The sequence below is a fragment of the Meiothermus granaticius NBRC 107808 genome (genome assembly GCF_003574355.1).
Classification (GTDB): Bacteria; Deinococcota; Deinococci; order Deinococcales; family Thermaceae; genus Meiothermus; species Meiothermus granaticius.
Genome location: NZ_QWLB01000032.1, coordinates 1 through 24,930, shown reverse-complemented (window position 1 = coordinate 24,930; position 24,930 = coordinate 1). Strand labels below are relative to the sequence as shown.

Below are 24,930 nucleotides of genomic sequence, written 5' to 3'. Positions count from 1 at the left end.
GGGTTTAGCGCCGCCTCCGCCGGGCATAGCGAAAATCGGTGTCGGGCCAGATGCCATCGGCGATGAGGTGAAGCCACTGAGAGGTGTAGTACCCCAGCACCAAGGCCCACAGGACATCGCTGGGCGGGGCTTGCCAATGGGCTCCTAGCTCGAGGTGAACCCCCAGGTAACCCAGCAGGGCCCGCGCCAGCCCGTACAGCAGAAACCCCACCACGCCCATGTAGGCCACTCGAGTGAGCGGGCCCGCCAACCAGGTATGGGAAAGGCCCCGGTGGGCAAACATCAGGCCATAGGGAATCCAAAAGAACCCCACCACCCCCCAGCGCCCCTTGGCCCGGACCCGGTTCTCGGCCAGATCAAGGTCAGGGGTGACCAGAAAAGTCCCTAGCAGATAGCTCCCGGCGAAGGCCAGGGCCAAGGGTTCAGAAAGACCCAGGCTGGGTTTATAGGCGATGTAGGCCACGCAGGCAACCCCCAGCACGCTCAGGTTGATGGCTTCGTGAACGCGTCCCGATGGCACGGCCTCAGTCTAAAGGGAATGCCTGGAGGGATGGGTGCCTATGACCTCTATGGCAATAAGGGCGTGCAGATCGGGGGTTTGCGCCTATATGAGCGGAAAATCCCTGATTTTGTAAAAAACATAATCAATTGCGCCGCAAGGGCAAAAACAAACCGGAGCCCCGCCCGCAATGGTTTGTAAATCCTGTGGGGGACAACGTATTCCCAGCAGTAACGCCCCCATCTCATCTTGAGGCCGACCCTTTGTGATACACTTCATAGCCGTGACCGTGGAGGCTCGAACCGCCCCCAAACGCGAAGCCATCCTCGAGGCCACCATCCAAGTTCTGAGAGAGCGCGGACTCTCTGGCCTAAAAGTCGAGGAAGTCGCCAAAGAAGCCGAAGTCGGTAAAGGGACGGTTTATCTTTACTTTCAGGACAAACAGGACCTTTTGAAGGCGCTTATCGAGCACCGAACCCTTTCCTTTTACCGGAAAGTGGAGGAAGTGGTGGAGCGCCAGGGTTCGTTTGCCCAGCGCTTGGGCGAGTTCTTGCGGCTGCGGGTGAGTTGGGTTGAGGAGTGGCGGGGGTTATGGGCCGCGGTGGCCCGGGAGGCACAGCCCGAGAACACCCAGGGCTGGCTCAGGGGCCTCCACCAGCACCTTCAAGACCTGCTGGAGCGTCTGGTGGAGAGCGGGCAGCAGCGAGGCGAGGTGCGCCCAGAGCTGGACGTGGAGTTGACCGCGGCCACCATTGCGGCTCTGGCCTGTAACCCGCAGCTCGAGTTTCCACGGGAAGCATATCTTAACCACTTATCAGAGGTGCTGTTGAAAGGAGTGGCGTTGTGAGCGAATACCGTCCGGGAGACAAGGTAGTTTTGCCGCCTTACGGCGTAGGTGTGGTGGCGGGGATCGCCCAGCGTAGCGTGGCCGGCAGTGACCGAGCCTATTATCAAGTTGACTTTCCTGGCACCCGCTCCAAGGCGTTTGTCCCGGTAGAGGCTTCCCAGACCACTCGGCTGCGCCGGGCCTTGTCGGACGAGCAGGTCCCCGAGATCCTTGGCCTGCTCAAGGAGGGGCGTCTGCCCCTGCCGCGCCAATGGGCCGCACGCCATCGCAAAACCACCGAAATTTTGGCAGAGGGAGACCCTTTCCGCATCGCCACCCTGGCGGGCCAGCTCCGGGCCTGGGAGGTTGAGAAGGGTTTGCCTGATCTGGATCGCCAGGCTTTGCGCCGGGCCATGCACCTGTTGGCGGAGGAAATCTCGCAGGTTAAAGGGGTCAGCCTGGATGAGGCCAGGGCCCTTTTTGAAGAGGCCGTCGGCGAAAGCCTCAACTGAGATTGCCGGTCTGGCTTTGGGGCCAATGCCACGAGGTCGGGTGGCATTGGCCTTTCCTATGCCACTACAATTGGTCTCTATGAACCCCCTGGAAGTTGCAGCCGAGATCGCGGAGGCTTCTACCCTGCCCTCTTCCTTTTACAAAGACCCGGAAATGTATGAGCGCAGCAAGGAGGCGGTGTTTGCCCGGAGCTGGCAACTGGTAGGCGATACCGATGACCTCAAAGCTCCGGGGACGGTCAAGCCGTTTACCCTGCTCGAGGGCTGCCTGGACGAACCGCTGGTGGCAACCCGCGATTATGAGGATCAGCTCCACGTACTTTCCAACGTCTGTACCCACCGCGGGATGCTGGTGGCCGAGACCGGGGATAACGCCCGCTACCTGCGCTGCCGCTATCATGGGCGGCGTTTTGGCCTGGACGGCTGTTTCCAGGCTATGCCGGAGTTCGAAGGGGTTCGGGGTTTTCCCTCGGCCAAAGACCACCTGGCCAAAGTGAGCTTCGGATCTTGGGGCCGCGGCAAATTCCTGTTCGTGAGCCTGAACCCCGCGGCGCCGCTCGAGCAGGTCTTGCAGCCGGTGCAGGAGCGCCTGGGCTGGTTGCCGCTCCATGAGTTTCGCTACGAAGCCTCCAGGGCCAGGGATTACCTGGTCCGGGCCAACTGGGCCCTGTATTGCGATAACTACCTCGAGGGCTTCCATATTCCCTTCATCCACGCGAGCTTGAACACGGCCATTGATTATGGCAACTACAGCTCAGAGCTATACGAGTGGTGCAACCTGCAGCTGGGGGTGGCCGCTTCTGGGGAAATCGCTTTCGATCTGCCGAAGGCCTCGCCCGACTATGGCCGCCGGATCGGCGCCTACTATTACTGGGTGTTCCCCAACCTGATGCTCAACTTTTACCCTTGGGGACTCTCGATCAATGTGGTGCGTCCCCTGGGGCCGGAGCTGACCAAGGTCTCGTTTCTGCCCTATGTCTGGGATAGCAGCAAGCTGGATTCTGGTGCAGGGGCAGGGCTGGACCGGGTTGAGCGCGAGGACGAGGTGGTGGTAGAGGCGGTGCAAAAGGGGGTTAAGTCGCGCTTTTACGACCGAGGGCGCTTCAGCGTGGTCAGGGAGCAGGGGGTGCACCACTTTCATCGCTTGCTGGCGCGGGAGTTGGGGTAGGGGCTTTGATGGCCGCTCGGATTTCACCTCGAGTTCACCCTGAACGAATACCGTCCATCCGCGCCCTTTCCCCCCTGCTGGGGGCGTGGTATCTTGACGTACAGTTTTTAGGAGTAAAGGAGGTCTCATGAAGCGTGCAATCGGTGTGTTGGCGGTGTGTTTATTGGTGCCGTTGAGTTTAGCTCAGACCAAAATTGGCGACTGCGAGGTGAGCGGGAAGAAAGGGGAGTTCCCCATCAAGCCAGTAACCCCAGGGGTGCTGACCATTCAGACCAACCTGCCGGCCCCAGGATGGTTTAACGGGGATACCCCGGATACCATCAAGTCCGGGTTCGAGTACTGCTTGGCGGCGAATGTGGCCTACCTGGCCGGGCTGGACAAAGTGAAGATCGTCAACGTCTCCTTTGATGCCCTGGTGGCCGGACAGACCAAAAACTATGATCTGGCCTTTTCCCAGGTCACCATCACCGACGCCCGGAAAAAGGTGGTAGATTTCTCCCCGCCCTACTTCTCCTCTGATCAGGGGCTTTTGGTGCGTACCGGCACCAAGGTGAACGCCAGCAACATCAAGAGCCTGAAGATTGGGGTTCAGCAGGGCACCACGGCGGTAGACTTCCTCAAGAATGTGCTCAAAGTACCGGAGAGCAACATCCGGGTCTTCCCCGATACCCCCAACCTGTTTACCGCCCTGCAAGCCCGGCAGATTGATGTGGCCATGCTGGATACCGCGATCGTGCTGGTGCAGGCCAAGCAGTCCGGGGGCAAGCTCGAGGTCGTAGGGCAGTACAAGACCGGGGAGGAGTACGGGGCCATTTACCCCAAGGGCTCTCCCAACAAAGCCCAGTTTGACAAGATCTTCAAGACCCTGGCTGCAGAGGGGGTCTTCAAAAAGCTCTCCGCTACCTATCTTTCCAAAGAATTGGGCGGCGACCCCACAGCGGTGCCTTACCTCAAGCCCTAATGGGGCGGAGCCAGCGTGAACCGACATGAGCCCCGCGAAGCCCCGCGCCGTGCGGCTTCGTCCCCCCCTCCTGCCTTCCCCCTAGCGTTCGCCGCCCTGGCGGTGAGCGCGGGGGTCATCTGGGTGGCCTGGGCGGTCTTGCTGCACCTGCACCGGGTGTTGCTGGCCAATGGCCTCGAGCAGCGGTGGATGGACGGGCTGCTGGTGGGGGTGGGGTTGTTGCCCCTATTGCTGTTGATCCCGGTGGTGCGCAGCTTCATCTATGCGGCAAAGGCTCGAGCGGCCCTGACTGGCAGCGATCTGGCCGCCGCCCGGGTCCAGACCGCTGAGGCCCGGGAGTGGGCCCAGTATGCCATTGGCTACGCAGTAGCCACCGTGTTGGTGTTTTTGGGGATACAGTTCCTCTTGGCCAACGGAGGAGCGGTAGCCTCAACCTTTTTCAAGCTCGAGCTGATCCGCAGTTCCTTTGGCTTGGTGCTCGAGGCCTTCTGGAAAAACGTCTGGATGTTTTGTGTGGCCGAGGTTTTTATCCTGATCTGGGGGCTGATCATCGCGGTGGCCCGCATGATCCCGGGCCGAGCCGGGCAGCCCATTCGCTTTCTGGCCATCGTATACACCGACGCGTTTCGTGGCCTGCCCACCATTATCAGCATTTACCTGATCGCCCTGGGCCTGCCCCTGGCCAACGTGCCCTGGGTTAAGGACTGGTCTCCAGAGTGGTTGGCCATTCTGGCCCTCACGGTGAGCTATGGGGCCTATGTGGCCGAGGTCTACCGTGCCGGACTGGACAGCATCCACCCCAGCCAGTGGTCGGCAGCCCGCAGCCTGGGGCTGAGCTTTGGTCAAACCCTGCGCTTTGTGATCATCCCGCAGGCGGTGCGGCGGATCATTCCCCCCCTGCTCAACGACTTCATCGCCCTCCAGAAGGATACCGCGTTGGTGAACGTGGTGGGGGTGATCGATGGGTTCAATCAGGCCAAAATTATTGCCTCCAACCGCTTTAACCTCTCCGCCGTGACCACCGTGGCGCTCCTCTTTATGCTGATCACCATCCCTCAGACCCGCCTGGTTGACCGGCTGCTGGAGACAGAGAAGCGGCGCATTCGGGCCTAGTTGGCGCTACACTGAGAGCCGTATCATGAGCTTTTTAGAGATTCGCAACGTCCATAAACACTATGGCGATATCGAGGTGCTGCGGGGGACTAACCTCAGCGTGGAGCAGCATCAGGTGGTGTGTCTGATCGGGCCTTCCGGCTGTGGCAAAAGCACCTTGCTGCGCTGCATCAATGGCCTCGAGACCATTCAGAGCGGGGAAATTTGCTTGGACGGGGATCGCATCAGCGGTCCGGGGGTGGATCTTAACGCCCTGCGGCGCGAGGTGGGGATCGTGTTTCAAAGCTTTAACCTGTTCCCCCACATGAGCGTGCTGCACAATGTTACCTTGGCCCCCTTGCAGGTGCTGAAGATGCCTCGAGCCGAGGCCGAGGAACGGGCCATGACCCTTTTGAAGCGCATCGGGCTCGAGCATAAAGCCAAGGCCTTCCCGGATCAGCTCTCGGGGGGGCAGCAGCAACGGGTGGCCATTGTGCGGGCGCTGGCCATGGGCCCCCGCTTGCTCTTGTTAGACGAGATCACCTCCGCCTTGGACCCCGAGCTGGTCTCGGAGGTTTTGAACATCGTGCGCGACCTGGCGGCTGAGGGGATGACCATGCTCCTGGCCACCCACGAGATGGGGTTTGCCAAGGAGGTGGCCAGCAAGGTCTGCTTTCTCTATCAGGGCGTGGTACATGAAGAGGGGCCGCCGGAGCAAATCTTTGGTGACCCCCATGAGGATCGCACCCGTGCGTTCCTCTCGAGCATCATTGAGGCGGGCCGACTGTAAGTCGCTGCACGTACAGGGGCCTTACCTCGCCCTTCACAGACATGGCCGCCTGAATGGGCGGCCATGGTTCTGTTAGCGCTCTAATTGCCTGGGAAGCCTCCCTACCCCAGACGAATTCCAGGGCGCCGTGGCGGTGCGCCCTGGAATCGGTTTTGGATTGAGAAGGCTTGAAGGTTTTGCCTAAACTACTCGTGAGCGTTGACGGGCAGATCGGCGGTGATCACTCCACTCAGGAAGTTACCCGCGTCGGCGGTGGCGTTAAGCACCCCGTTGCCGTCGTTGGCCGCCAGAGGGTTGGAGCCGTCGCTGGGGATCACCGGCACGGGTTCATAGGTTGCCGTCTGCATGACCTGGTTGTACTGGTTCGAGGAGAGGATGCCCTGAATCTGGCTCAACGCGTCCTGAGCTTGCTGCTGGGTCAGGTAGAGACCACTCACGCTGGACAGCACATCTTGTAACGCCTTGGCCTGCTGTACCGAGAGATCGGTGTAGGAGAGCGCCTCAGGCAGGGCTTGTACGACCTGAATGAGCTGGGCTTTGGCCCCGAGTTCATCGGTTGGGGCGGCGAAAGCTGCACCGAGGGCCAGAAGGGATGCTACACCAAGTATGCGAATCGTTTTCATGTTCCTGCCTCCTTGTTGCTTTGGGGGCCTCATCAACCCCTCTGAGCCATAGGATGCCCCCAAGCGCTAAAGGAGGTATGCACAGGCAATAAACGTTTGATGAACTTAGCCAACCTGGCCACAATCTCAGAAAAAGGCTGTTTCTACCGACTCAATTCACAGTGGAGGCAGCCCTGTGTTCACACGGGCTTTACACCTTCAGGCTGCTTTAGAGTTCCAACGGATGCGCCCCAAGCGCTGTAGGCGCTGCACCTCGAGCACCCGCTTGTAGCGTCTGGTTCGCAGTTCCTTGTCCTCCCAAACCTCGGTTTTGAGGGCGCCTTCCACCAACACCGGGGCTCCTTTCCCCAGCCCGGAGAACGGGGCGGCCCGTTCCCGCCAAGCCTCGAGCTCGATGTAGTGGGTTCTGGCTTGTGCCGTGGTGGGCTCCCAGGTGGTGAAGGCCAGGGAGGCCTTGGCCAAAGGGGTCTGGTTTTTCCCTTGGCGCAGCTCCGGGGCCTGGGTGAGGTTTCCAGAGAGCAGGACCCGATTCTCCGCCCCATAGAGGACCGGGCCTTTTTCCTCCTGCCGCACCTCGGCCCCTTCTAGGGCAAACAGCTCGTCTCCCACAATGCGGATCCTCGAGCCCTTGACCCCGTCTTTCTCCCACTGCTCATACTCCAGCCGCCCGCTGGCCTGATAGGCCTGCCCGACCTCGAGGCCCTCAGCCCAGCCCTCGGCCAGCTTGCCATAAAAGGTCAGTTCACCCCGAAAGAACACCTGGAGCGACCCTGCCGGTCGCTTGCCCACCAGGACCACCTCGAGGAAAGGGGTACCTTTGGGGGTATACCGCAGCTCGCGTTGCGTGAGCACACCGCTGATGAGGGCCAGATTGGTCGCCATAGAATCCTCCTGTAAGGGCAGGGCTAAGCCGCCTTGGCACTGGGGCTGGAGAGCCACTGCACGAAATCGGCCAACAACCGCTGGGCTTCGCGCAGGGGCAGGACCGGGGTTTTGGGGCTTTGCTGATGGGCTTCTCCCGAGCCCTCGAGCGCCTCGAGGGCTTCGCTGCGGCTTAGGACATAGAGCTTGCGCTCGGTACGCTCCAGCATCAGCAAGGAGCCCGTGACCTGGGGCAGGTGGGGTTTGACCGAGGGGTGCCCCGCCCAGATCAGGTAGGCCCAGGAGTTGGCGCTGCCGGTTTCATTGCCGTCGTCGTACATCAGCCGGTCGGCCCAGGGCTCCCAGTAGAAGACCACGCGCCGGGCGCTGCCGTTGTAGCCGAAGATGGTTTCCAGGTGGGGGTGCAGGGGAAGCTCGAGCGGTTTCATGGGTTCCTTTCGTTACGGGCAGGGAAACGGGAGGGTGAGGGTTTAGGTCGGCTCGATGATCAGACACTCTCCTAGGGCTTTTAGTTCTCGATATAAGCCCGCGATTGGATTTAGTTTATAACATAATCCCCTTTTTGTCTAGTATGGGCGTACTTACATTTGCATGTTATGTTTTACACGTAAAATAGGTCACCCTTTCAGGAGGCCCTATGCCCCGATTACCGTATGCAGAGCTCGAGGCCGTTCCCCCCGATCTGATCGAGCTGAGGCCGCCGGAGTACCCCCTCCTCGAGGCTTCAGATCCCCCCGCCCTGGCCTATTTTGTGCAACACGCCCAGAGGAGCGAGCTGAGGGTAGCCTACAAGGCTTTGGTGGGGTTGTTGGTGGGAGATCAGGGGCTGGAGGGGCCAGAGGCCGAGACCGCCCATCGGATGTACCTGGCCCTCCAGCGGGAGCTAGACCGCCGGCTCCAGGCCTCGATCCAGCCTTACGGCGAGGAAACCCCGTTGCCCTTTTGAGCGATCCGAGGATCTCATGCGACGCCTGATCATTGAACTCGAGGCCAGCGCCAAGCGCTCCCTGACCCCGGTGAGCGGAGAGCGCCTGGAGGCGTCCCTTCGTCGGTATGCCGTTCACCTGCGGGGGTTGCAGCCGGTACGGGTGTTCATCCAGGAATACGACCCGCGGTTGTCTTCCAAATTTCGCTACACTCCGGCCCCCCAGCTTTTGCGGGTGCTGCTGCGGGAGCTGAAAACCCCACCGCCGGAGCCCAGCCTGTTGGCGGGGAAGCGAGCCGGAAGAACCGAGCGCCTCCTATGAACCGTGCCGAACGGGGTTAGCTGTAAAGAGTTGGTGGCGCTTGTCATCGGCAAAGGGAAATACCCCTGAGTCCAAACGGGCCAAGGGAGCGCCCATCAGCTTGGCATAGGCTGAGGCCATACGGTACTGGGCTATCTTATCGCGCTCTGCACAGATAGGAGTGCCCCTCGCTGGGAGGTAGGGGGTAGGCGCTGGGCCCAGAGATAGGCTGTGGCCATGGCCCTGGCCAGGGCTTCAGAACTGGGCGGTTGGGCCAGCAGCCGATTGAGCTCGGCCTCGCGGATCGCGGGGAAGGGGGCTGCGGTCGGGCGGTCGCCTGCGAAGCGCATGGCCGCACCCTCCGCCCTCCAGCGGGGCCAGCCCTCCGGCTGCGAGAGGTGAAACAACTCGTGGCGCAGGGTGCGCTCCAGACTGCCCCGCTCGAGCAAGATGCGGAGCCGCTGGGTGTGGATGGTGTTGGCGCGGCGATCGGAGACGGCCAGGATGAACCAGGGCTGCTGGGTCGTGGCGGTATAGGACGGCAAATTTGGGTGAATGATTACGCTAACGGTCTGGGGAGGGGATAGCCCGGCTAGAACCAGCTCGCGCCGGGCCTGCTGCAGGAGAGTGAAGACCTGCGGGAGGAGGGCGCGGTCGGGGCTCGAGGCGGTCTGCACGATAAAGCCCGGGCTTTTTGCAGTCTGCCAGGCCTGGGCCAAGGCCCAAGAGAACAGCAGGATCATGGCCCCAACCACCCTCCAGCCCCTCACCTCAGCCTCCCTACTCGCTCACGCTCAGGGTTCTCACGGTTCCTACCCCGCGCACTTCCGGCTCGTACATCAGCCAGGCCAGGGTGGGCAGGGCGGTGAAGCTACCGGGGGTCTCGGCCCGCAAAATGTAGGTGAAGGTGACGGGGCCGTTCAGGTAGCTGAAGTAGAAGGCGATCTTGCTGTCGCGGATCTCCCGCCCGTCAAACCAGTAGTTCCAGCCGTAGTAGTCGTCGCCATAGCGCGACCGAACCCCAGCGATGCGGAAGGCCTCATCATTTTCCACCACGCTCAGCCCAGCGGGGGTCGGTTCCTCCAAGAGCACGTAGCGGGCTACCCCCTTCTCGGGCCGCAGGGTTAGGGTGACCAACACATACTCCCCGCTCTTTACCGGGCCCGAGAGCGGGCTGCGGGTATAGGTGTAGCGCTCGTTTTTGGGATCGTACTTGGGGGTGAGCTTTTCGTACTGCCGGGCTACCCGCAGCCCCTTGTACTCGGGCTTGAGGTACTCGGATTCGACAAAGTAGCCCACGCTGCCGCTGGCAAACAAGGGGGTCTCGGAGAGGATCTCCACCCGGTTGGAGCCGAGCTGTAGGCCCTCCAGGGGCAGCTCGAGCCCTTGGGGCCCCACACTCAGGCTCTGCTCCTGACCATTAACCCTGACCTGTACCACGCTCTCGCCCGGTTGTTCCCCTCGGGCTTTGGCCAGCTCCAAAGCGGCCACCACCACCGCGGCGGTGTCTTTGGTCGAGACCCACCGGGCCCCCCTGCGTTCCAGCATCAGCCAGTTGACGATCTTGGGGATCACCGGGCTATCCGGACGCAGCCGAATCAGGGCCTGCAGGCCGCGGGCGGTGGCCTCGACCCGGTCATCGTTCCAGGCGTAGGGATAGGTGTCCACGTCCCAGTAGGCAACCTGCTCGCGCTCCACCAGACCCCCCAACAGGGCCTCGAGCAGGCGATTAGCGCTGGCCCGATCCCCGATTTGCTGGGCGGCCAGGGTGAGCAGCGAGAGGCCATAGGGGCTGAAGGCCGCAAGGTCTTTGGGGGTGAAGGAGGAGATCAGGGCGGTCACGGTTTGCCCGCTTGAGCCCCCCTCCCCGGCGTAGGCCAGGGCATACAACCCGTAGGCCCGGGCGTCGTTGGTGTAGCGATCGGTTCCGGGACGGGCCAGGGCTCTTTTCAGGTACGCTGCTCCATTCTCCAAAACCTCTTTGCGCACCGTGTATCCGGCTTGCTGTGCCTGGATCAGGCCGCTCAGCACGTAAGCGGTGATGTAGAGCGAGGAGCTGTCGTTCTGCCAAAAGCCCCAGCCCCCGTCCTCGTGCTGGAAATCATAGAGCCGCTTGAGGCCCTGCGCCACATAATCGTCGAGGTTGGCCCGTACCTCCTCCGGCAGGGTCACCAGCGCCCCGGCCTGCTTGGCCAGCACACTCGGCAGGAAGCGGCTCATGGTCTGCTCGGAGCAACCGTAGGGATAGCCGGCAAGATACTCCAGGGCGGGGGTTACGGCGGTCGCCAGCGAGGGGTTGAGGTAGAGCCGGGCTTTGGTCTGCCTGAGGTCTGTGTTTTCGGGCAGGACAAAGCTCCAAACCGTCCCGACTTCATCCGAAGAACCCGTGGTTCGCCCCGAAGAACCCGTGGTTTGCCCGGCCCACCCAAGCTCTTCCTTCAGGCCCTTGGGCAAGACCGGGAGCTGGATCTGCAAGGCATCTGAAGCGGCGGGGGTGAGGGCTGAAGCTTTCAGAATCGCGGTTCCGCTCTCTGGTGCGCTCATCCGGTAATCGGCGGTGCTGCGCCCGCCTGCTGGGAACTGGGTCAGGCGGGTGGGCGGGGTGAGGAGGTTGAGGCCGCTGGGCTCGAGCTGCAACTGCCCCGACTGGGCTGTGGTCAGGTTGTTCTGGCCAATCACCCGCAGCAGGGCGGTGTCCCCTTTGACCAGGAACCGGGGGGCCCCCAAACGGGCAATCACCGGGAGCGTGGTGGTTACGGTTTGGACGCTCTGACCCACGGTATCGGAGCGGGTGATGGCCCTGGCGGTCATCCGCCACTGGGTCAGGTTATCCGGAAACCTGGCCTCCACGGTGGCCTGCCCGTTGGTATCGGTTTGCACGCTGGGGAGCCACAAAATGGTGTCGCGGAAGTCGCTGCGCAGCTTGGCGGCGGCCAGCCCCTCCTTGGACTGCCCAAACACAGCCTTGCCCATCTCAGCTCTGGGAGCTACGGCCTGGACGGGTGCCACGTTGCCAAAGTAGTAGCCCCCCGCGGTCTCGGTCCCCACCTGATTGCCCTTCAAGGCCCAGAAGAAGCCGCGGATATCCGGAGTGCTCTCGGGCCGCACCAGATAGATGGCCTCATCCACCAACCCCAGCGAGACCTGGGCCTGTACCGGCTGTCCCTGGGCATTGGTGACCTTGAGGGTATAGGTGGCAGAGTCGCCGGGTTTGTAGGTGGTCTGGTCAGAACGGATGGCCACGTTCAGGAACTTGTCGGTGGGGGGGATCAAGAACCCGGCGGTCTCGGTGTAGTATTCCCCACCCCCCAGCAGGGTCACCGAGAGGTACCCGTTGGGGACCATCTCCGGGGTGAGCTTGAGGGCATAGGTGAAGACCGAGCCTCGAAACCGCACCACCTCCGGTTTGGAAACCCGGCTGCCCTCGAGATTGACCAAGGCCCAACCGTCGGTGACGGGCGACTGCACCACGAAGCGGGCGGTATCGCCCACCTTGTACTCTGGCTTGTCAGGGGTGATCTTGAGGCTTTTGTAGCCCCAATACCAGTACGAGCCATCCGAGATCCAGACGGAATCGCTGGCCGCAGTGGACCGCCCTGCGCTGTCTTTGGCCTGGACCTCGAGCCGGTAATCCGCCTGGGTTTTCAGCTTGAGCGATACGGTGGCCTTTCCGCGGGCATCGGTGCGGCCCTGCAAGACCGTGACCGTCTGGGTTTGCTCGCCCTGGCCCCGCAGCCAGTAGGAGCGCTTGACCTCGAGGCTGAAGGGCACGCTCAGGGGGCGGCCCTCGAGGTCCTCAGCCCGCACCGTGGCGCTGAGGGGTTGACCGGCCTGGTAGAAGTAGCTGTCGCTTCTAATGTCCAGCACTACCCCCGAGCGGTAGGCCGTGAGGGCCCCGGAACCGCTGATCTCGCGCCGGGCTTCGTCGGTGACCCCTGCCTCCACGCTCAGGCGATAATCGTTCTCGGCCTCCCGGGGTAGGGGTACTTCTAAGACCAGCTCCCCCTTTTCGTCCAACCGCCCCTCGCCCCGCTGGATGATGCTCCCGCCGTAGCTGTCCTCATAGGCGTAGTTCTGGTAGAAGCCGTAGGGCGAGGTATAGGCGAAGCGATAATAAGGCCGCTGGAGCACGGAGTAGCTCACCTTGCCCCCGGCTACCGGCCCACCGAAGAGGTATTCACCCTTGATGACAAAGCGGCCCTTCTCCCCCTGCACCGCCACCGCTTTGTCGGGCGTGACCGTGACCCGATACTCGGGCTTGACGTATTCCTGCACCTCAAAGCTGCCGCTAAACTCCTGATCCTGCACCCGGGCGGTGAGGCTGTAGTTGCCCAGCCGCGCGTCCAGTCCGATCGGGAGGCTCCCGCTGAAGCTGCCGTAGGCATCGGTGACGAAGGCTCCAGAAAAGACCTCGGCCTCGCTCTCGTCCTTTACCGAGACCGTTACCCGTTGCCCAGCCAGGGGCTTGAGCCCTGTGGTGCTGCGGGCGATGCCCTTGAACTGTACGGTCTGACCGGGGCGATAGACCGGGCGGTCGGTGTAGAGGTAGACCCGGTTTCTCTCCACGTTCCAGGCCTGCCAATAGGCGCTGGAGAAGGCCCAGGCCTTACCGAAACGGGCCACCACAAAGACCCCCTCACCGTTCTTAAACCCGGTCTCGAGGCGGGTGATCCCGTTGTTGGCCCTTCCCTGGGCCACAATCTTCCGGTCCTTCACCACATAGACCTGAGCCGGGAGAGGGTTGCCCTGTTTGAGGTCGGCGGTGTAGGTCAGCATTCCGGCAGGGTCGGACTTGACCACCAGCCCCAGGCCCGTGACCAGAATCAGGGTGGCCGAGCGGGGCCGGGGGTTACCGATCTGGGCCAGGTAAAGCCCCTCGGGAAGCACCCCTAAGTTGACCTGCCCGTAGCTGCTGTCCCTCGAGCGGTATACCGACAGGCTGCGCACCGGGGCTAACCCCAGCTCGCCCGTGGCTTTGAAGTCCCGCGGCCCGCCCAGTTCCAAGACCCTTTCGGGATTTGTGATGCGAAATAGGCTGATCTGAGCGCTCCCGCCGCCGGGGAGGCTGTACTCCAGGCCCACTCGAGCACCCGGACTAAAGGTGCCTCCACCATAAATCTGCGGCCCGCCCTCCTGGGCCGAGCCCGGCAGCAAGGCCAGCAGCCCCAACAATCCTAGTCCCAATACCCCCCTCAATCGCTGCTTCATATTCCTCCTCACTAGGGATGCTTCCCGTTGGCCACGATTTTCCAGCGATAGAATCCCAGGAAATTGGGGTTCTCCGGTACCGGATGCCAGCTGGCTTGAGGGTGCGCCCTCAGGGTGTTCAGGCTCAGCAGCCGAACCTCCCCGCCCTCCTCCGGCGAGAGCCCGGTATGGTACACCACCCGCCCGTTCCCCAGGTAGACCATGCTGTGATAGGCCGAGCCCGAGGCCAGGGGATGGATGAAAAACAGCAGATCCCCCCGCTGGGCCACCTCCGGAGTACGGCCCAGGAACACGGTGGAGTGGTTCAGCAGGTACTGTGCGGTGGTGCGTCCGACCAACCGACCGGCCTCCACATCCCCAGGCTGGTAGGCTCCGCCGGCCACTCGAAACACCGAGCGGCTGAGGATGGGCAGGGGATAGGAGAGGGTTTTGAGCGGGGGAATCGAAGGGTCAGGAAAGTAGGCGAACTGCTTGAACCAGGCCGGGGTTTTGGGTTTGAGGGCTTCTATGTAGGCAAAGCGCAGCAACCCAGAACAATCCCGGTCTTCCGGTTTCCAGGTGGGGGAGGGGGCGGTGTACTGTGCCTCGGCGACCGCCGCGAACCACCGCAGGAAGGCGGCCCGCTCGGCAACGCCGTGCAGCTGCGTCAGATCGGGGTAACCATCGCGGTCTAGGTCAGAAATATCCCTCTGGGCGAACCCGAGGGATGCAAAGAGGGCCAGCAGAAGCAGCTTGGCTAAAGGGCGCACATTGCCCTTTATTGTAGCTCGAGCCAGCCCCAACCGCCCTTTGGGTCCCGCTTTCACCGGGGTCCGATTGGGGGAGGCTGCACTTCCGTTTCCCGGCCAAAGCCCTACACTGGGCCTATGGCGACCAAACGGGTAGTTGTGCATCGTCTCAGTGGCCATCGGTTTTTGGGGATCAACGAGAGTGGGGATAAGGTGATGGTGGATGGGGATAGCCCCTCTACCGGGATGCGCCCGATGGAGCTCTTATTGGCTGCACTGGCCAGCTGCACGGCCTACGATGTGGTGGACATCATGGAGAAGAAGCGCCAGCCCCTGGCGAGTTATCGGGTGGAGACGGTGGGGCTTCGGGCCGAGGAGCATCCCAAGCGCTATACCCACATCACCGTAACCCACTACGCTTCTGGGCCCAACGTGACCCAAGAAGCCCTAGACCGGGCGGTGCAGCTTTCGCACGACAAGTACTGCTCGGTTTCTGCCAGCCTGAACGTACCCATTGAGAGCAAGGCGGTGGTCGAGCCCTGGCCCAGCCCAACCGCCTCCTAAGCAGGGTCTTTCGGGCCTACTTCCTGCAGCGCGGCCTCGAGGCTAGCCCGGTCTAACGCCACCACTTGCCCAGAGCGCAGGTACACCAGCCGTACCTCGGGGTTTATACCCCAGGCCCGCCGCACGGCCTCGAGGTATACCGCGAGCTGAAAGTGGTAGCGTTCGGGCTGCACCTCGGTGTCGGTTTTGTAATCCTCCAAGTACCAGCGCTCCCCCACCCGGTATAGCCGGTCCATCACCCCCTGCCAGACCGTGCTGCCCAAGGGCAGCGCGACCGCGAACTCGGGGTAATCCTCGTCGCGGGGCCATACCAGTTCGTTCCCCAGCAGCGTTCGGTAGCCCTGCAGCAGTGCCCGCACCTCGGCCATAATGCTGGAGCGTTCGTCGGGGTCAAAGGGAAACATCACCTCCTGCGCCTCGAGGTTGTGCAGATGCTCCGGGCGCTCCGGGTCCCAGTTTTGCCCGATGGCATAATGCACCAAGGTGCCGATGGCCCGGGCTCGCCCAGGGATCTCCTCCCCCTCTTCGGGGTCAGGGAGCGGCAGCGGCTCGGCTTCCATCCGCTTTAGGGCTGAAGGGGAGAAAACCGGTGGAAAAGGCTCGGGCTTGAAGCGGACGTGCGCCCACTCCGAGGCCTCCGCGGCCAGGGACACAGCCTCGGGGAGAAGGGGTGGGGGTGGGGCATAGGCCCAGGTTCGGTGCAGGTAGTCCGGGCGGTCAAAGGGCTGGCCGGTGGAGCCCAGGCCCATGGCCTCCAGCACCGCAGCCCAGCCCTCAGGGCGGCCTTGGCGCACGCTCCCGCTGAGCACCAAGGTGTCGCGGGCCCGCGACACCGCCACATACAGCAGGCGGTAGGTTTCCTCCTCCTCCTTGGCCTCAACCTGAGCCTTGAAGGAGGCATATGAGGGGGTATCGGGAAGGGCCAGGGGGGAACACAGCAGGGGTAAGGCCGCCGGGGTGGGGTCGCCCAGATACAGCGGCTGGGTGGGGTGGGAGGGTTTGCGCCCCAGGTCAAACACCGCCACCAAGGGCCACTCGAGCCCCTTGGCGCGGTGAACCGTGAGGATCTGCACCCCCTCTCCCGACTGGGGCACATCACCGGCCTCGGCCTGCTTAGAGAGCCGCTCGAGCTGCTCCAGCAAGGTCTCGAGGCTTTGCGGGGGATAGCTGGCGAAGAGAAACAGCAGCGCATCCACATTTTCGCGGGCGCGCGGCTCCAGAAAATCGGAATAGCACCTGTTTGCGACCAGGGGGGCCCGCACCAAGAACTGGAGCAGTTCCAGAGGGGTGGCTGTGCGCAGCTTGGCCTGAATTTGGCTCAGCCGGGCCTGGATCTGGGGGAAGGAGGCGGCCAGGGCCTGCAGGGGGTGTTCGGCTTCCAGAATGCGCTCCAGTTCCTGGGGCTCGAGGCCCCTGAGCCGGGAGGTCTGGGCCGAGTCCTCGACCTGCCCGAACGGCCCCCGCAGCCATGCGGCCAGCGAGAGGCCCCGCCCTTCCAGGGCCGCCCGCAGGGCGTGATAGAGGTCGCGTACCTCCTGGCGCTCATAGTAGCCCCGGCCCTGCAGCAGCACATAGGGAATTCCGGCCTGGCGGAAGGCCCGCTCGAGAAAAGGCACGCTGGCGTAGGAGCGCACCAGTACGGCCATTTGCGAGTAGTCCAGGGGGCCCTGTAAGGCCTGTAGCCGCTGCGCCAAGACCCAGGCCTCCTGCTCGCGCAAGGTGTCCAGGGGTGCCTCCCCGCTGATCCAGTGCAGCTCGAGCCGGCCCCGCTCCTCCCGCCGGCCCTGTATCTCCGGGGCCTCCTCTGGGCTGAACCCCAGCCCCTGCTGGGCCAGGGTTGCGGTGAGGCGGTTGAGAAAGCGCACCAGGGTGGTGCTGTGGCGGTAGGAGCGACTCAGCGGCTCGAGGGGCTCCCCTTCGTGTAGGGCTTTGCGGAACACCGAGACGTCGGCGTTTCTGAAGGCGTAGATGCTCTGCTTGGGATCGCCTACCACCTCGATTTCTAACCCACCGGCCTCGAGCGCTTCAAAAAACCTCCCCTGCAGCGGATTCACGTCCTGGTACTCGTCAATCAGCAGGACCTGCACCCGCTCCAAGACCCGCTCCAGTGCCTGGGGGCGCTGGGTGAGTTCGAGGGCCCGGCGCTCGAGCTCCGCCGGAGAGAGCAGCCGGGCCCCCAGGCGGGCCTCATAGGCGGCCGACACCGCGGTGTACACCTCGAGCAGGGCCTGATTGGCGGGGCCTTCGGCGGCCTCGAAGCGCTCGGCCAGCGAGCGCTTACCAAAGAGGTGCAAAAGCGGCTCGGTGAAGCTCTCCTGCGCCAGGGTATGCAGGGGATGGGCCGGGTCGGCGGCCAGGTAGCGCAGGGCGTTCCACTCCTCCTCGAACATCCCTCGAGCCTCCCAGTCGCTCAGCAGCGAGAAATCGGGGTCCAGGCCCATCATCGGAGCCGCCATGCGCAGGCAATGGGCCATAAACCCGTGGATGGTGAAAAGGGGGGCTCCCGAAAGCTCGAGCTGGGCCTCGAGAAAACGAGCCTGGGCCGGGGCATCGGCGAAGGCCCTTCCCAGATACGCGCCGGTGCGCAGCACCTCCTCCAGGGCCTGTTCCACCCGCACCCGCAGCTCATCGGCGGCCTTGCGGGTGAAGGTGACCCCTGCGATTCGTCGCGGCGGGGTTCCGCTGGCGACCCGCTCGACATAGCGCTGCACCAGCGAGGCGGTTTTCCCGGTTCCGGCAGAGGCCACGCGCACCCTCATGGGCTTCAGTTTATGCTGCCTGGAGGGGTGGGCTGAAGGCAAATGCGCTACACTACCCACAGCCAGAGGGCGCGATATGCAGTACGTTAACCTCAACGGACAACTGACCAAAGCGGAGGATGCCAAGATTCACATCAGCGATCTGGGGCTGCGCCGCGGATATGGGGCCTTCGAGTTTTTCCGGGTGTTGCGGGGCATTCCGGTGTTCCTCGAGGATCATCTGGCCCGCTTGGAACAATCCGCAGAGCTGATCGGGCTCGAGCTGCCCTACAGCCGGGCACAGCTCGAGGGCTTTATCCACGAGCTGATCGGGGTGAATGCCCTGGACCAGGCCGGGATTCAGGTGATCCTTACCGGGGGCTACTCTGAGGACGCTTTTACCCCTGGGGAACCCAATTTGATCCTGGCGCCTCTGGAGCTGCGTCCACCAGCCCCGGCCCTGTATCAAACCGGTGGGAAAATCCTGCTCCACCAGAATGTGCGCGAGCTGCCTCAGGCCAAGACCACCGCTTACCTCACCGCGGTCAAGCTGAGCAAGCGGGTGCGGGCGGAGGGGGCTACCGAGGTGGTGTACCACGACGGAACCTATGTGAGCGAGGGGGGGCGCAGCAGCCTGTGCCTTGTTAAAGGGGGGGTGCTGGTAACCGCCAAAGAGGGGGTGCTGCCGGGGATCACCCGCATGCACCTGCTCCAGCTCGCCAAGGGACTGCTGCCGGTAGAGCAGCGGGCTTTGACCCTCCAGGAACTCTTCACTGCCGACGAGGTGCTGCTGACCGGGGCCACTCGAGAGGTGATGCCGATTACGCGCATCGAGGAGCGAACGGTGGGCGATGGCCAGGTTGGGCCGTATGCCCGGCAGCTCATGCAAGCCTTCCGCGAGCACCTCGAGGCCTACCTGCAGGCCAGGGCCGAACGGGTGGCCCCGTAGAGCGCGATAAGAGGCGGCGCGGTGCGCTCCAAAACAAAAAATCAGGCTGTCATCAGCCCGTTGGGAGGGGTCTTGATTTGGGGGAAGGATACCGGCCCCGAAAGGGCCGGCGAAACCGGATAAACCGGCGGCTACTTCTTGGTCGAGGTTTTCTTGGCCGCGGGTTTGGCTGCAGCCTTCGCGGCGGGTTTGGCCGCGGGCTTGGCGGCTGCTTTGGCCGGGGCCTTTTTGGCCGCAGGCTTGGCTGTGGCTTTGGCTACGGGCTTTGTGGCAGCCTTCGCAGCAGGGGTTTTCTTAGCGGCAGGCTTGGCTGGAGGGGCTTTTGAAGCGGTGGTCTTTGCAGCGGTGGCCTTTTTGGCGGCAGGCTTGGCAGCCTTGGCGGGTGCGGCCTTTTTAGCCGCAGGCTTGGCAGCGGGCTTCTTGGTGGTTTTGGCGGATTTGCTTGTGGCTTCTGGCATCCTCACCTCCTGATGAGGTAGTGGAGGGATATGTCACCAAATTGTCTCTCCACTCACATCACCATACTACATCTTGTGGAATTTTGCATACTTTCCCACAATATGTTGTGAAGCGAGTTTTTGCCGTGTGGGACGAGAGAATTCCAAAGTCGGGTTTCAGTTGCTTCCCCCTTCACGGCATACATCCCGTACGGGGCAGTCTCGGCAGTGAAATCCCGGTTTGGGTTGGATAATTCCCGTTTCAAAGGGGGGAATGGCGGCTTGGACCTGCTCGAGCAGCTCGCCGAAGCGACCCCACACCCCTTCGATGGGGCGCTCGTAGACGGGGATGGGCTCTTCCAGTATGGGCCAAACCCACAGCTGCACCCGGGTGATCCGCCCAGGGAAGGCCGAGAGCAAGTAGGCTGCGGCCCAGCGTTCGCTCCAGCGACGGCGGCGCACGGCCTCTCGAGCCTCCTCCCCAGCCCCCGGTTCAGCAAAGCGGTAAATATGGGCCTCGCTGCCGGTGCGTGAAACCCCGTCGAGAAAGGCCACCAGCTCGGTTTGTGGGGGGTGCGAGGGGCTTTGCTCCACCGGTCTGGGCTGAGGCTGCCGAGGAGATGTTGGAGGCCTCCGGGTTCCCTCGAGCCGAAACCCCAGGCTCAACCCCCCCAGGCGCTCCTGGTGATGCCGCAGCCAACCCTCAGCTTGCGGAAACTGCTTGGCGAGGGCCTCGAGCCGGGCAGGGACGAGCTTTTCAGCCCGGCGCAGCTCGTGCACCAGGAGGCTCCACCCCGAGGGTTGTGGGCGCGTGAGGAGGCGTTCAGCCCACAGCCGTAGGCTGCACTCCTCATACCGGCGCAGGGCCTCGAGGGTCAAGGGGCCCAGATTGGCCCGCCCCAGGCTGGCCCGGTAAGCCTCTGCCGCTGCGGTCTCGAGCGGGCTCGCGGGGGGCAGTTTGGGCAGGGCAGAGGCCTGGGTGACCAGTCCCGGTTCGGGCTCGAGGGGTCCATCCTGGTTGGCCTCGGGGTAGGTGATCACCACGGTCTCGGCCCGGCTGCGCAGCTCGGCCAACAACCGCCGATCCCGGCCCAGAAAGCGCCGGGGCAGAGCGGCCCTGACCGAGGGCTCTGGGGCAACCCGCAACTCCTCCGGCACGAAGTAGTCCTCCCGTTCGCCGGTGGTATAGGCGCCCTCCACGGCATAATGCAGATACACTTTTTTCCAGCGCTGCCCTGAGGCCAGAAGGGGGGTGAGCAGAGCCACCCCCCCCGGCGGGTGGCGGGGTTCGTAGGTCTCCGAGAGGAGTGCGGACCACCACTGGCGAAACTGCGGCCCACTGGCGATGCGATGGGCCTCGCGGGCCCGCTCCATCAGGGCGGCCCGGCGGGGGCTGTTTCGCACCTCGGGCAGGCTGTCGAGGAGTTCCTGGGCCCACCGCAAGGGGTTGGCCTGGGGCTCGAGCCGCTCGAGCCAGGCGGCCCACACCTCCTCCATCCCCAGCTCCGCCGCCAGGCGGCCCACGGCCAGGCGCCCCACCAAGCCGCGCTCCAGGGCCGCACGGCCCAGCGCGGCCAGATCGGGGATGGCCAGCAGGCGGCTGGGGGTGGGGTAGTCGGGCAGCTCGAGCAGCTCGAGCAGAAGCCGGCCCTCAGGGGTCTCGGCGGCGGTGGAGGCGGTTTGATCGGCCAGGGGAACCCCATACTCGTCGGCCAGGATCAGCAGGGCGGGGATGCGCCCTGGGGGAGCGATGAGGGCCAGCTCGAGCGGCTCGAGCCCACCGGCCAGATCGCGCTTGATGGAGCGCAGGATCCAGCGGGCCTCGCTGACCGGGTTGGGGGCGCGATAGGCCTGGACAGAGAGCGCACGGGCCGGTAGGGTTTCCTGGGGGACCAGGTTTCCTGGGGCCTCGGGCAGGCTCAGCCAAGCCGGAATCTGCTGGGCGATGGCCTGAAACACCCTTAGCTCCAGCGGGTTGAGCTCCCGAAAACTATCTACGATCAGGAGTTCGGCCTCGAGCCTGGCCTGCTTGCTCTCGAGCAGCTCCAGGGCCGCACTGCGGAAATCGTCGTAATCCCAGCGGCCCCAGGCGGTTTTGAGCTCTTCGTAGCGGGCATACACCTGCGCCAGCCGACGGGCTTCACGGCTGGCGGGGGGAATTTCGCCCGGACCGACCCCGTGGCGCTTGGCTTCAGCGATGGCGCGGGCGAACAGCCGGGCTTCGCCTGGGGAAGGGATGGAGGCGGTAGGATCGGCGAGGGCCTCACCCACCAGGGCCACCCGACCCGGCCCGGTGAGAATCGGGCGCAGCCCAAAGCTCGCGGCCAGGATATGGTAATAGAGCTGCTGACTGCTCAGCACCTCGAGGCCCAACACCGCCCCCATGGCCTGGGTGGCCCGGCGGTACACGTAGCCCCGCTGCGCCGGGAGTGTCACCCACCACACCCGCTTGCGTGCGCGCAGGAACTCCTGCGCGATCTCGAGCAATCGGGTGGTTTTTCCCGATGCGGGCGGCCCCACCAGCAGTGGCATCGGGCCCAGTCTACGATGTTTACTGCGGGGTCGAGGAGGGCTCGAAGGCCGGGTAGCGCAGGGGTGCCCGGCGATAGGCTTGCAGCAGCTTGGGTTCGGAGATGGGCTGTAGGTTTAGGTCCAGACGGAAGACCCCCACCACACGGCCTTGGTAGGTGAGGTAGCAGCGATAGGCCCGTACCTCCTGGGTATACCAGTTCCCCAGGCTGATGCCCTGCCCCACCCCATCGAAGAGCCGGGCGGCCTGATCCAACAGGCGCCCCCGGTCCAAAACCGGGCGGACGGCCTGCACCGCCAGGTCTTCCAGCCCCAGGGGAACCGGGGTGAAGTTGCCGCTCAGGGTGATGCGGGTCAGGGGGAGGCCCCTATTCCCCAGCACCCCTCGAATCAAAAAACGTTCAGGAGCCAGCCGCTCGGCGTATAAAAAAAGGGGCTTGAGCCCAGAGAACACCTCTTGGCAACGGCTCAGCGCTCCGGGGGTCTCCGGCCTGGGTGCGGGTACCAGGCTTTGGGCCAACGCCAACCCCATCAACGCCAGCAGGCCCACCCCCCGGAGGGACAGGAACCTCGAGCCACGCAGTACCAAAGGGGAGAAGTTTATGCGCATTAGGGTGCGCTCCTTAGCAGGAGCCTACAAGGGCCGACTGAACTCAGGCTGAAGGCAGCCAGAGCCCTACCCTCGCCCCCCCCTCGGGCGGGTTCTCGGCCTGGGCCTTTCCCCCCAGGGCCTGGGCAAGGGCCCCGACCAAGGCCAGCCCGAGCCCTACCCCGCTGCTATCGCTGTGCTTGACAAAGGGTTCGAAAGCCCGCTCCAGCATTCCCGGACTGAACCCAGGCCCCTGGTCGTACACCCACAGCCAGACCCCCTTTCCCTCGGGCTCGAGCACCAGGCGGGTTGCGCCTCCACCGTGCCGAAGGGCATTGCCCAACAGGTTTTCGACCGCGATGCGCAGCAGGGCTGGATCGGCTCGGACGGTTCCCTGGCCCTCCAGCGGCCCTTCCCACACCGCCGGCAGAAACTCGCTCAGCTCGAGTGACCGGGCTTCCACCCGCCCTTGCCCCTCGAGCCGGGCTAAGGTCAGCAGCCCTTCCAACAGGGCTTCCATCCGCCCGAGCTCCCGCAGCGCACCGCTCAGGGCCCGGACCTCGCTGGGGCGGCGCTGCAACACCTCGAGATACCCCTTGAGGGCCGCCAGGGGGTTGCGCAACTCGTGCGAGGCGCCATAGGCAAAACGCCGGGCCGCTTGCTCCTGCACCTTCAAGCGGGAGAGCGCGGTGTTGAGCTCACGCATCAGGGTGTTGAGGGCCTCCACCGCAGGCCGGGCCTCGAGCAGCCCTGGGGCCGGTAGGGGCTCGAGGTTTTCTGGCCCCCGCCGGGCTAGCTCCTGTGAGACCGCTTCCAAGGGCCGCAGCGACAGGGAAAGGCCCCAGGCCCCCACCGCGAAGGCCAGCAACCCCAGCCCTCCCCCTACCCACAGGTGGAGCCTGAGCAGGCGGTGGGGAAGGGCGCTCACCTCGAGCAGCGGCACCGCCAACCCCACCGCCCCCCGCACCTCACCCCCGGCCTCACGCGGAACCGCCACCCACAGGGTGTTCCCCAGCACCCCCCGGTAGGAGATGCCCAGCGCGATGGTGGAGGCCAGGTCTTCTGGGGGCAGATAGTCCCCTCGGCTGGTGAAGCTGTAGGTTCCCTGGTTGAACACAAACCCTACCCCACCGAACTCCTGTACGAGCTCCTGCACCCGCTCCAAGGGCACCGGTTTCCCTCCCGACTGGCTCTGGAGAAAGGCCAGGCGGGGCAGCAAGGCCTGCTCGAGGGTGCTCTGCACTGCGGATTGGGCCTGCTGCACGGTCAGCACGGCCAGCGGGATCAGCAGCAGCCCCAGGGCCAGCAGCAGCCAGAGGAACAGCCGGAAGCGGAGGGTCATGGTGGGGTGGGGGGGCTACTTACGCAGGATATAGCCGTGGCCCCGCAGGGTGTGCAGGAGGTTGGGCTCGCCCAGGGCCCGGCGCAGGGTGGACAGGTGCACCTCTAGGGTGTTGGGCTCGACCTCCTCGCCCCAGACCCGCCCCATCAGGGTCTCTTTGGGCAGCAGCCGCTCAGGGTGCTCGAGGAAGCATTGTAGCAGCAGGGTGGCCTTGGGGGAAAGCTCGAGCAACTCCCCCCTGCGCCGTACCTCCATCCGGCGGGGATACAGCACCACATCCGCGTAGGAGAGCACCTCTTCCTCCCGCCGATTGCGGCGCAACAGGGCCTCGAGCCGGGCCACCAACTCGGCCAGGGCATAGGGCTTGACCAAGTAATCATCGGCCCCCTCGCGCAAGCCCTTGACCCGCCACTCCACCTCATCCAGCGCGGTCAACATCAGCACGGGCACCGGGCTTACCCTGCGGATTTCGCGCAGTACCCCAAACCCGTCCCCACCCGGCAGCAGTACGTCCAGCACGATAAGATCTGGATTATCCCCCAGCTTGCGCAGCCCCTCGGCCCCGTTCTCGGCCTCCACCACGACATACCCCTCGAGCTCCAGACCCAGCTTGAGGGCTTCGCGCACCCCGGGATCGTCCTCGACCAACAGGACTTTCGGCATACCCTCTGATTTTCCCACAGGCTATCTGAAGCCAGGCTGAAGCCGATCCGGCCCTGAGCTACTGGGTGAACCGCCGCAGCATGTCGGTGACTTCTTCGACTTTGATACCACCGGCCTTATCTTGGGCCAGTTGTCCCGCGAAAACCCCCAAAAATTCCTGCAGCAAAGTCAGAGAAGCTGAAGCCATGGCTTTTCGGGTGGCGTCCATCTGAATCAGGATCTCGTCGCAGGTGCGGCCTTCCTCCGCCATCTTGTGCAGACCACGAACCTGACCTTCGATGCGGCGCAGACGCTTTAGAAGGGCTTCTCGAGCTTCGGGATTGAGGTTTTGGGTAGTCACCTCCTTAGAGTACGTCAAAATTGTTATAACGGACATTACTTAACGCACATACCGGCAGGGCTACTCTTCGGCCGAGTTCAGTTCATCGGAAGCCTCCAGCTCGGGGGTGGGCGGGGTCTCTCGCTGGACTTTGCGCAGCCGTCCGCCAAACAGCCTGACCAACTGCTGGAACCGGGGGTCCTCCAACAGATTTTCCCTGGAAGGCTCCGGGGGGGAGGGGGAGTCCTCCTCCTGCTGTAGCGACCCCTCAGAGGGCCAGGGTTC

At 63.8% G+C, this 24,930-nt stretch carries 24 protein-coding genes and 1 pseudogene; 11 read left to right on the top strand and 14 right to left on the bottom strand.

Annotation, left to right across the window (positions count from 1 at the left end):
• Window positions 1-4 precede the first annotated feature (4 nt).
• On the bottom strand, window positions 5-520 hold the full coding sequence (locus Mgrana_RS11600; protein ID WP_119357773.1) for a metal-binding protein: 516 nt from the start codon (window positions 518-520) through the stop codon (window positions 5-7).
• Between the two features lie 262 nt (window positions 521-782).
• Between Mgrana_RS11600 and Mgrana_RS11595 the strand changes: the two genes are divergently transcribed.
• The 6 genes from Mgrana_RS11595 (at window position 783) to Mgrana_RS11570 (ending at window position 5,848) form a co-directional block, all read left to right on the top strand.
• Window positions 783-1,346, top strand: coding sequence for a TetR/AcrR family transcriptional regulator (locus Mgrana_RS11595; protein ID WP_186813131.1), 564 nt, complete (start codon window positions 783-785; stop codon window positions 1,344-1,346).
• Complete coding sequence (locus tag Mgrana_RS11590) at window positions 1,343-1,837, top strand: CarD family transcriptional regulator (protein WP_119357771.1); 495 nt, start codon at window positions 1,343-1,345, stop codon at window positions 1,835-1,837. Before Mgrana_RS11595 ends, Mgrana_RS11590 begins: the two co-directional genes overlap by 4 nt.
• Window positions 1,838-1,916: 79 nt before the next feature.
• Entirely contained in the window at window positions 1,917-3,005 is a 1,089-nt protein-coding gene (locus Mgrana_RS11585; protein WP_119357770.1) for an aromatic ring-hydroxylating oxygenase subunit alpha, read from the top strand.
• Window positions 3,006-3,132: 127 nt separating this feature from the next.
• Window positions 3,133-3,966 (top strand): ABC transporter substrate-binding protein, encoded by an 834-nt coding sequence (locus tag Mgrana_RS11580; protein WP_119357769.1) that lies wholly within the window; start codon window positions 3,133-3,135, stop codon window positions 3,964-3,966.
• A gap of 15 nt (window positions 3,967-3,981) precedes the next feature.
• Window positions 3,982-5,079, top strand: a complete 1,098-nt coding sequence (locus Mgrana_RS11575) for an amino acid ABC transporter permease (RefSeq protein ID WP_119357768.1) — start codon at window positions 3,982-3,984, stop codon at window positions 5,077-5,079.
• 25 nt (window positions 5,080-5,104) lie between these two features.
• A complete protein-coding gene (locus Mgrana_RS11570; RefSeq protein ID WP_119357767.1) occupies window positions 5,105-5,848 on the top strand; it encodes an amino acid ABC transporter ATP-binding protein in 744 nt (247 codons plus the stop codon).
• A gap of 185 nt (window positions 5,849-6,033) precedes the next feature.
• Here the strand turns inward: Mgrana_RS11570 and Mgrana_RS11565 are convergent, their stop codons facing one another.
• The 3 genes from Mgrana_RS11565 to Mgrana_RS11555 all read right to left on the bottom strand — a co-directional run bounded on the left by Mgrana_RS11565 (window position 6,034) and on the right by Mgrana_RS11555 (window position 7,781).
• Window positions 6,034-6,471: a hypothetical protein gene (locus tag Mgrana_RS11565; protein ID WP_119357766.1), complete on the bottom strand. Its 438-nt coding sequence runs from the start codon at window positions 6,469-6,471 to the stop codon at window positions 6,034-6,036.
• A 198-nt stretch (window positions 6,472-6,669) separates the two neighbouring features.
• Window positions 6,670-7,353: a single-stranded DNA-binding protein gene (locus Mgrana_RS11560; protein WP_119357765.1), complete on the bottom strand. Its 684-nt coding sequence runs from the start codon at window positions 7,351-7,353 to the stop codon at window positions 6,670-6,672.
• A 23-nt stretch (window positions 7,354-7,376) separates the two neighbouring features.
• On the bottom strand, window positions 7,377-7,781 hold the full coding sequence (locus Mgrana_RS11555; RefSeq protein ID WP_119357764.1) for a hypothetical protein: 405 nt from the start codon (window positions 7,779-7,781) through the stop codon (window positions 7,377-7,379).
• Between the two features lie 209 nt (window positions 7,782-7,990).
• Here Mgrana_RS11555 and Mgrana_RS11550 point away from each other — a divergent pair, with 209 nt between their 5' ends.
• Together Mgrana_RS11550 and Mgrana_RS11545 are read left to right on the top strand one after the other, a co-directional pair.
• On the top strand, window positions 7,991-8,299 hold the full coding sequence (locus tag Mgrana_RS11550) for a hypothetical protein (RefSeq protein ID WP_119357763.1): 309 nt from the start codon (window positions 7,991-7,993) through the stop codon (window positions 8,297-8,299).
• 16 nt (window positions 8,300-8,315) lie between these two features.
• Window positions 8,316-8,600: a hypothetical protein gene (locus Mgrana_RS11545; RefSeq protein ID WP_119357762.1), complete on the top strand. Its 285-nt coding sequence runs from the start codon at window positions 8,316-8,318 to the stop codon at window positions 8,598-8,600.
• A gap of 131 nt (window positions 8,601-8,731) precedes the next feature.
• Here the strand turns inward: Mgrana_RS11545 and Mgrana_RS11540 are convergent, their stop codons facing one another.
• The 3 genes from Mgrana_RS11540 to Mgrana_RS11530 are packed head-to-tail and all read right to left on the bottom strand — an operon-like array spanning window position 8,732 to window position 14,536.
• On the bottom strand, window positions 8,732-9,349 hold the full coding sequence (locus tag Mgrana_RS11540) for a hypothetical protein (RefSeq protein ID WP_147021197.1): 618 nt from the start codon (window positions 9,347-9,349) through the stop codon (window positions 8,732-8,734).
• Window positions 9,350-9,359: 10 nt separating this feature from the next.
• Window positions 9,360-13,787 carry an alpha-2-macroglobulin family protein gene (locus Mgrana_RS11535; protein ID WP_119357760.1) on the bottom strand — a complete coding sequence of 1,476 codons (4,428 nt, stop codon included), beginning with the start codon at window positions 13,785-13,787 and terminating at the stop codon, window positions 9,360-9,362.
• A gap of 11 nt (window positions 13,788-13,798) precedes the next feature.
• Window positions 13,799-14,536, bottom strand: a complete 738-nt coding sequence (locus Mgrana_RS11530) for a DUF1175 family protein (RefSeq protein ID WP_170146460.1) — start codon at window positions 14,534-14,536, stop codon at window positions 13,799-13,801.
• Between the two features lie 117 nt (window positions 14,537-14,653).
• Here Mgrana_RS11530 and Mgrana_RS11525 point away from each other — a divergent pair, with 117 nt between their 5' ends.
• A complete protein-coding gene (locus tag Mgrana_RS11525) occupies window positions 14,654-15,079 on the top strand; it encodes an OsmC family protein (RefSeq protein ID WP_119357785.1) in 426 nt (141 codons plus the stop codon).
• Here Mgrana_RS11525 and Mgrana_RS11520 read toward each other — a convergent pair.
• Window positions 15,076-17,838: a UvrD-helicase domain-containing protein gene (locus Mgrana_RS11520; RefSeq protein WP_119357758.1), complete on the bottom strand. Its 2,763-nt coding sequence runs from the start codon at window positions 17,836-17,838 to the stop codon at window positions 15,076-15,078. The genes Mgrana_RS11525 and Mgrana_RS11520 overlap by 4 nt on opposite strands.
• 76 nt (window positions 17,839-17,914) lie before the next feature.
• On the opposite strand from Mgrana_RS11520, the gene Mgrana_RS11515 reads away from it, so the two are divergent.
• Both Mgrana_RS11515 and Mgrana_RS16965 read left to right on the top strand, forming a co-directional pair.
• Window positions 17,915-18,766: an aminotransferase class IV gene (locus tag Mgrana_RS11515; protein WP_119357757.1), complete on the top strand. Its 852-nt coding sequence runs from the start codon at window positions 17,915-17,917 to the stop codon at window positions 18,764-18,766.
• A 138-nt stretch (window positions 18,767-18,904) separates the two neighbouring features.
• Window positions 18,905-19,237 carry a hypothetical protein gene (locus tag Mgrana_RS16965; protein ID WP_186813130.1) on the top strand — a complete coding sequence of 111 codons (333 nt, stop codon included), beginning with the start codon at window positions 18,905-18,907 and terminating at the stop codon, window positions 19,235-19,237.
• 143 nt (window positions 19,238-19,380) lie between these two features.
• On the opposite strand, the gene Mgrana_RS11505 is transcribed toward Mgrana_RS16965, so the two are convergent.
• The 6 genes and pseudogenes from Mgrana_RS11505 to Mgrana_RS16960 all read right to left on the bottom strand — a co-directional run.
• Window positions 19,381-21,735, bottom strand: coding sequence for a PD-(D/E)XK nuclease family protein (locus tag Mgrana_RS11505; protein WP_119357755.1), 2,355 nt, complete (start codon window positions 21,733-21,735; stop codon window positions 19,381-19,383).
• A gap of 19 nt (window positions 21,736-21,754) precedes the next feature.
• The gene (locus tag Mgrana_RS11500) at window positions 21,755-22,342 is read right to left on the bottom strand and encodes a hypothetical protein (RefSeq protein ID WP_170146459.1); all 588 of its coding nucleotides are present in this window, start codon (window positions 22,340-22,342) and stop codon (window positions 21,755-21,757) included.
• Window positions 22,343-22,385: 43 nt separating this feature from the next.
• The gene (locus Mgrana_RS11495; RefSeq protein ID WP_119357754.1) at window positions 22,386-23,663 is read right to left on the bottom strand and encodes a sensor histidine kinase; all 1,278 of its coding nucleotides are present in this window, start codon (window positions 23,661-23,663) and stop codon (window positions 22,386-22,388) included.
• 15 nt (window positions 23,664-23,678) lie between these two features.
• Entirely contained in the window at window positions 23,679-24,326 is a 648-nt protein-coding gene (locus Mgrana_RS11490; protein WP_119357753.1) for a response regulator transcription factor, read from the bottom strand.
• Between the two features lie 58 nt (window positions 24,327-24,384).
• On the bottom strand, window positions 24,385-24,666 hold the full coding sequence (locus tag Mgrana_RS11485; RefSeq protein ID WP_240631347.1) for a metal-sensitive transcriptional regulator: 282 nt from the start codon (window positions 24,664-24,666) through the stop codon (window positions 24,385-24,387).
• 60 nt (window positions 24,667-24,726) lie between these two features.
• A pseudogene (locus Mgrana_RS16960) lies at window positions 24,727-24,930 on the bottom strand (DNA polymerase III subunit gamma/tau); the annotation flags it as partial.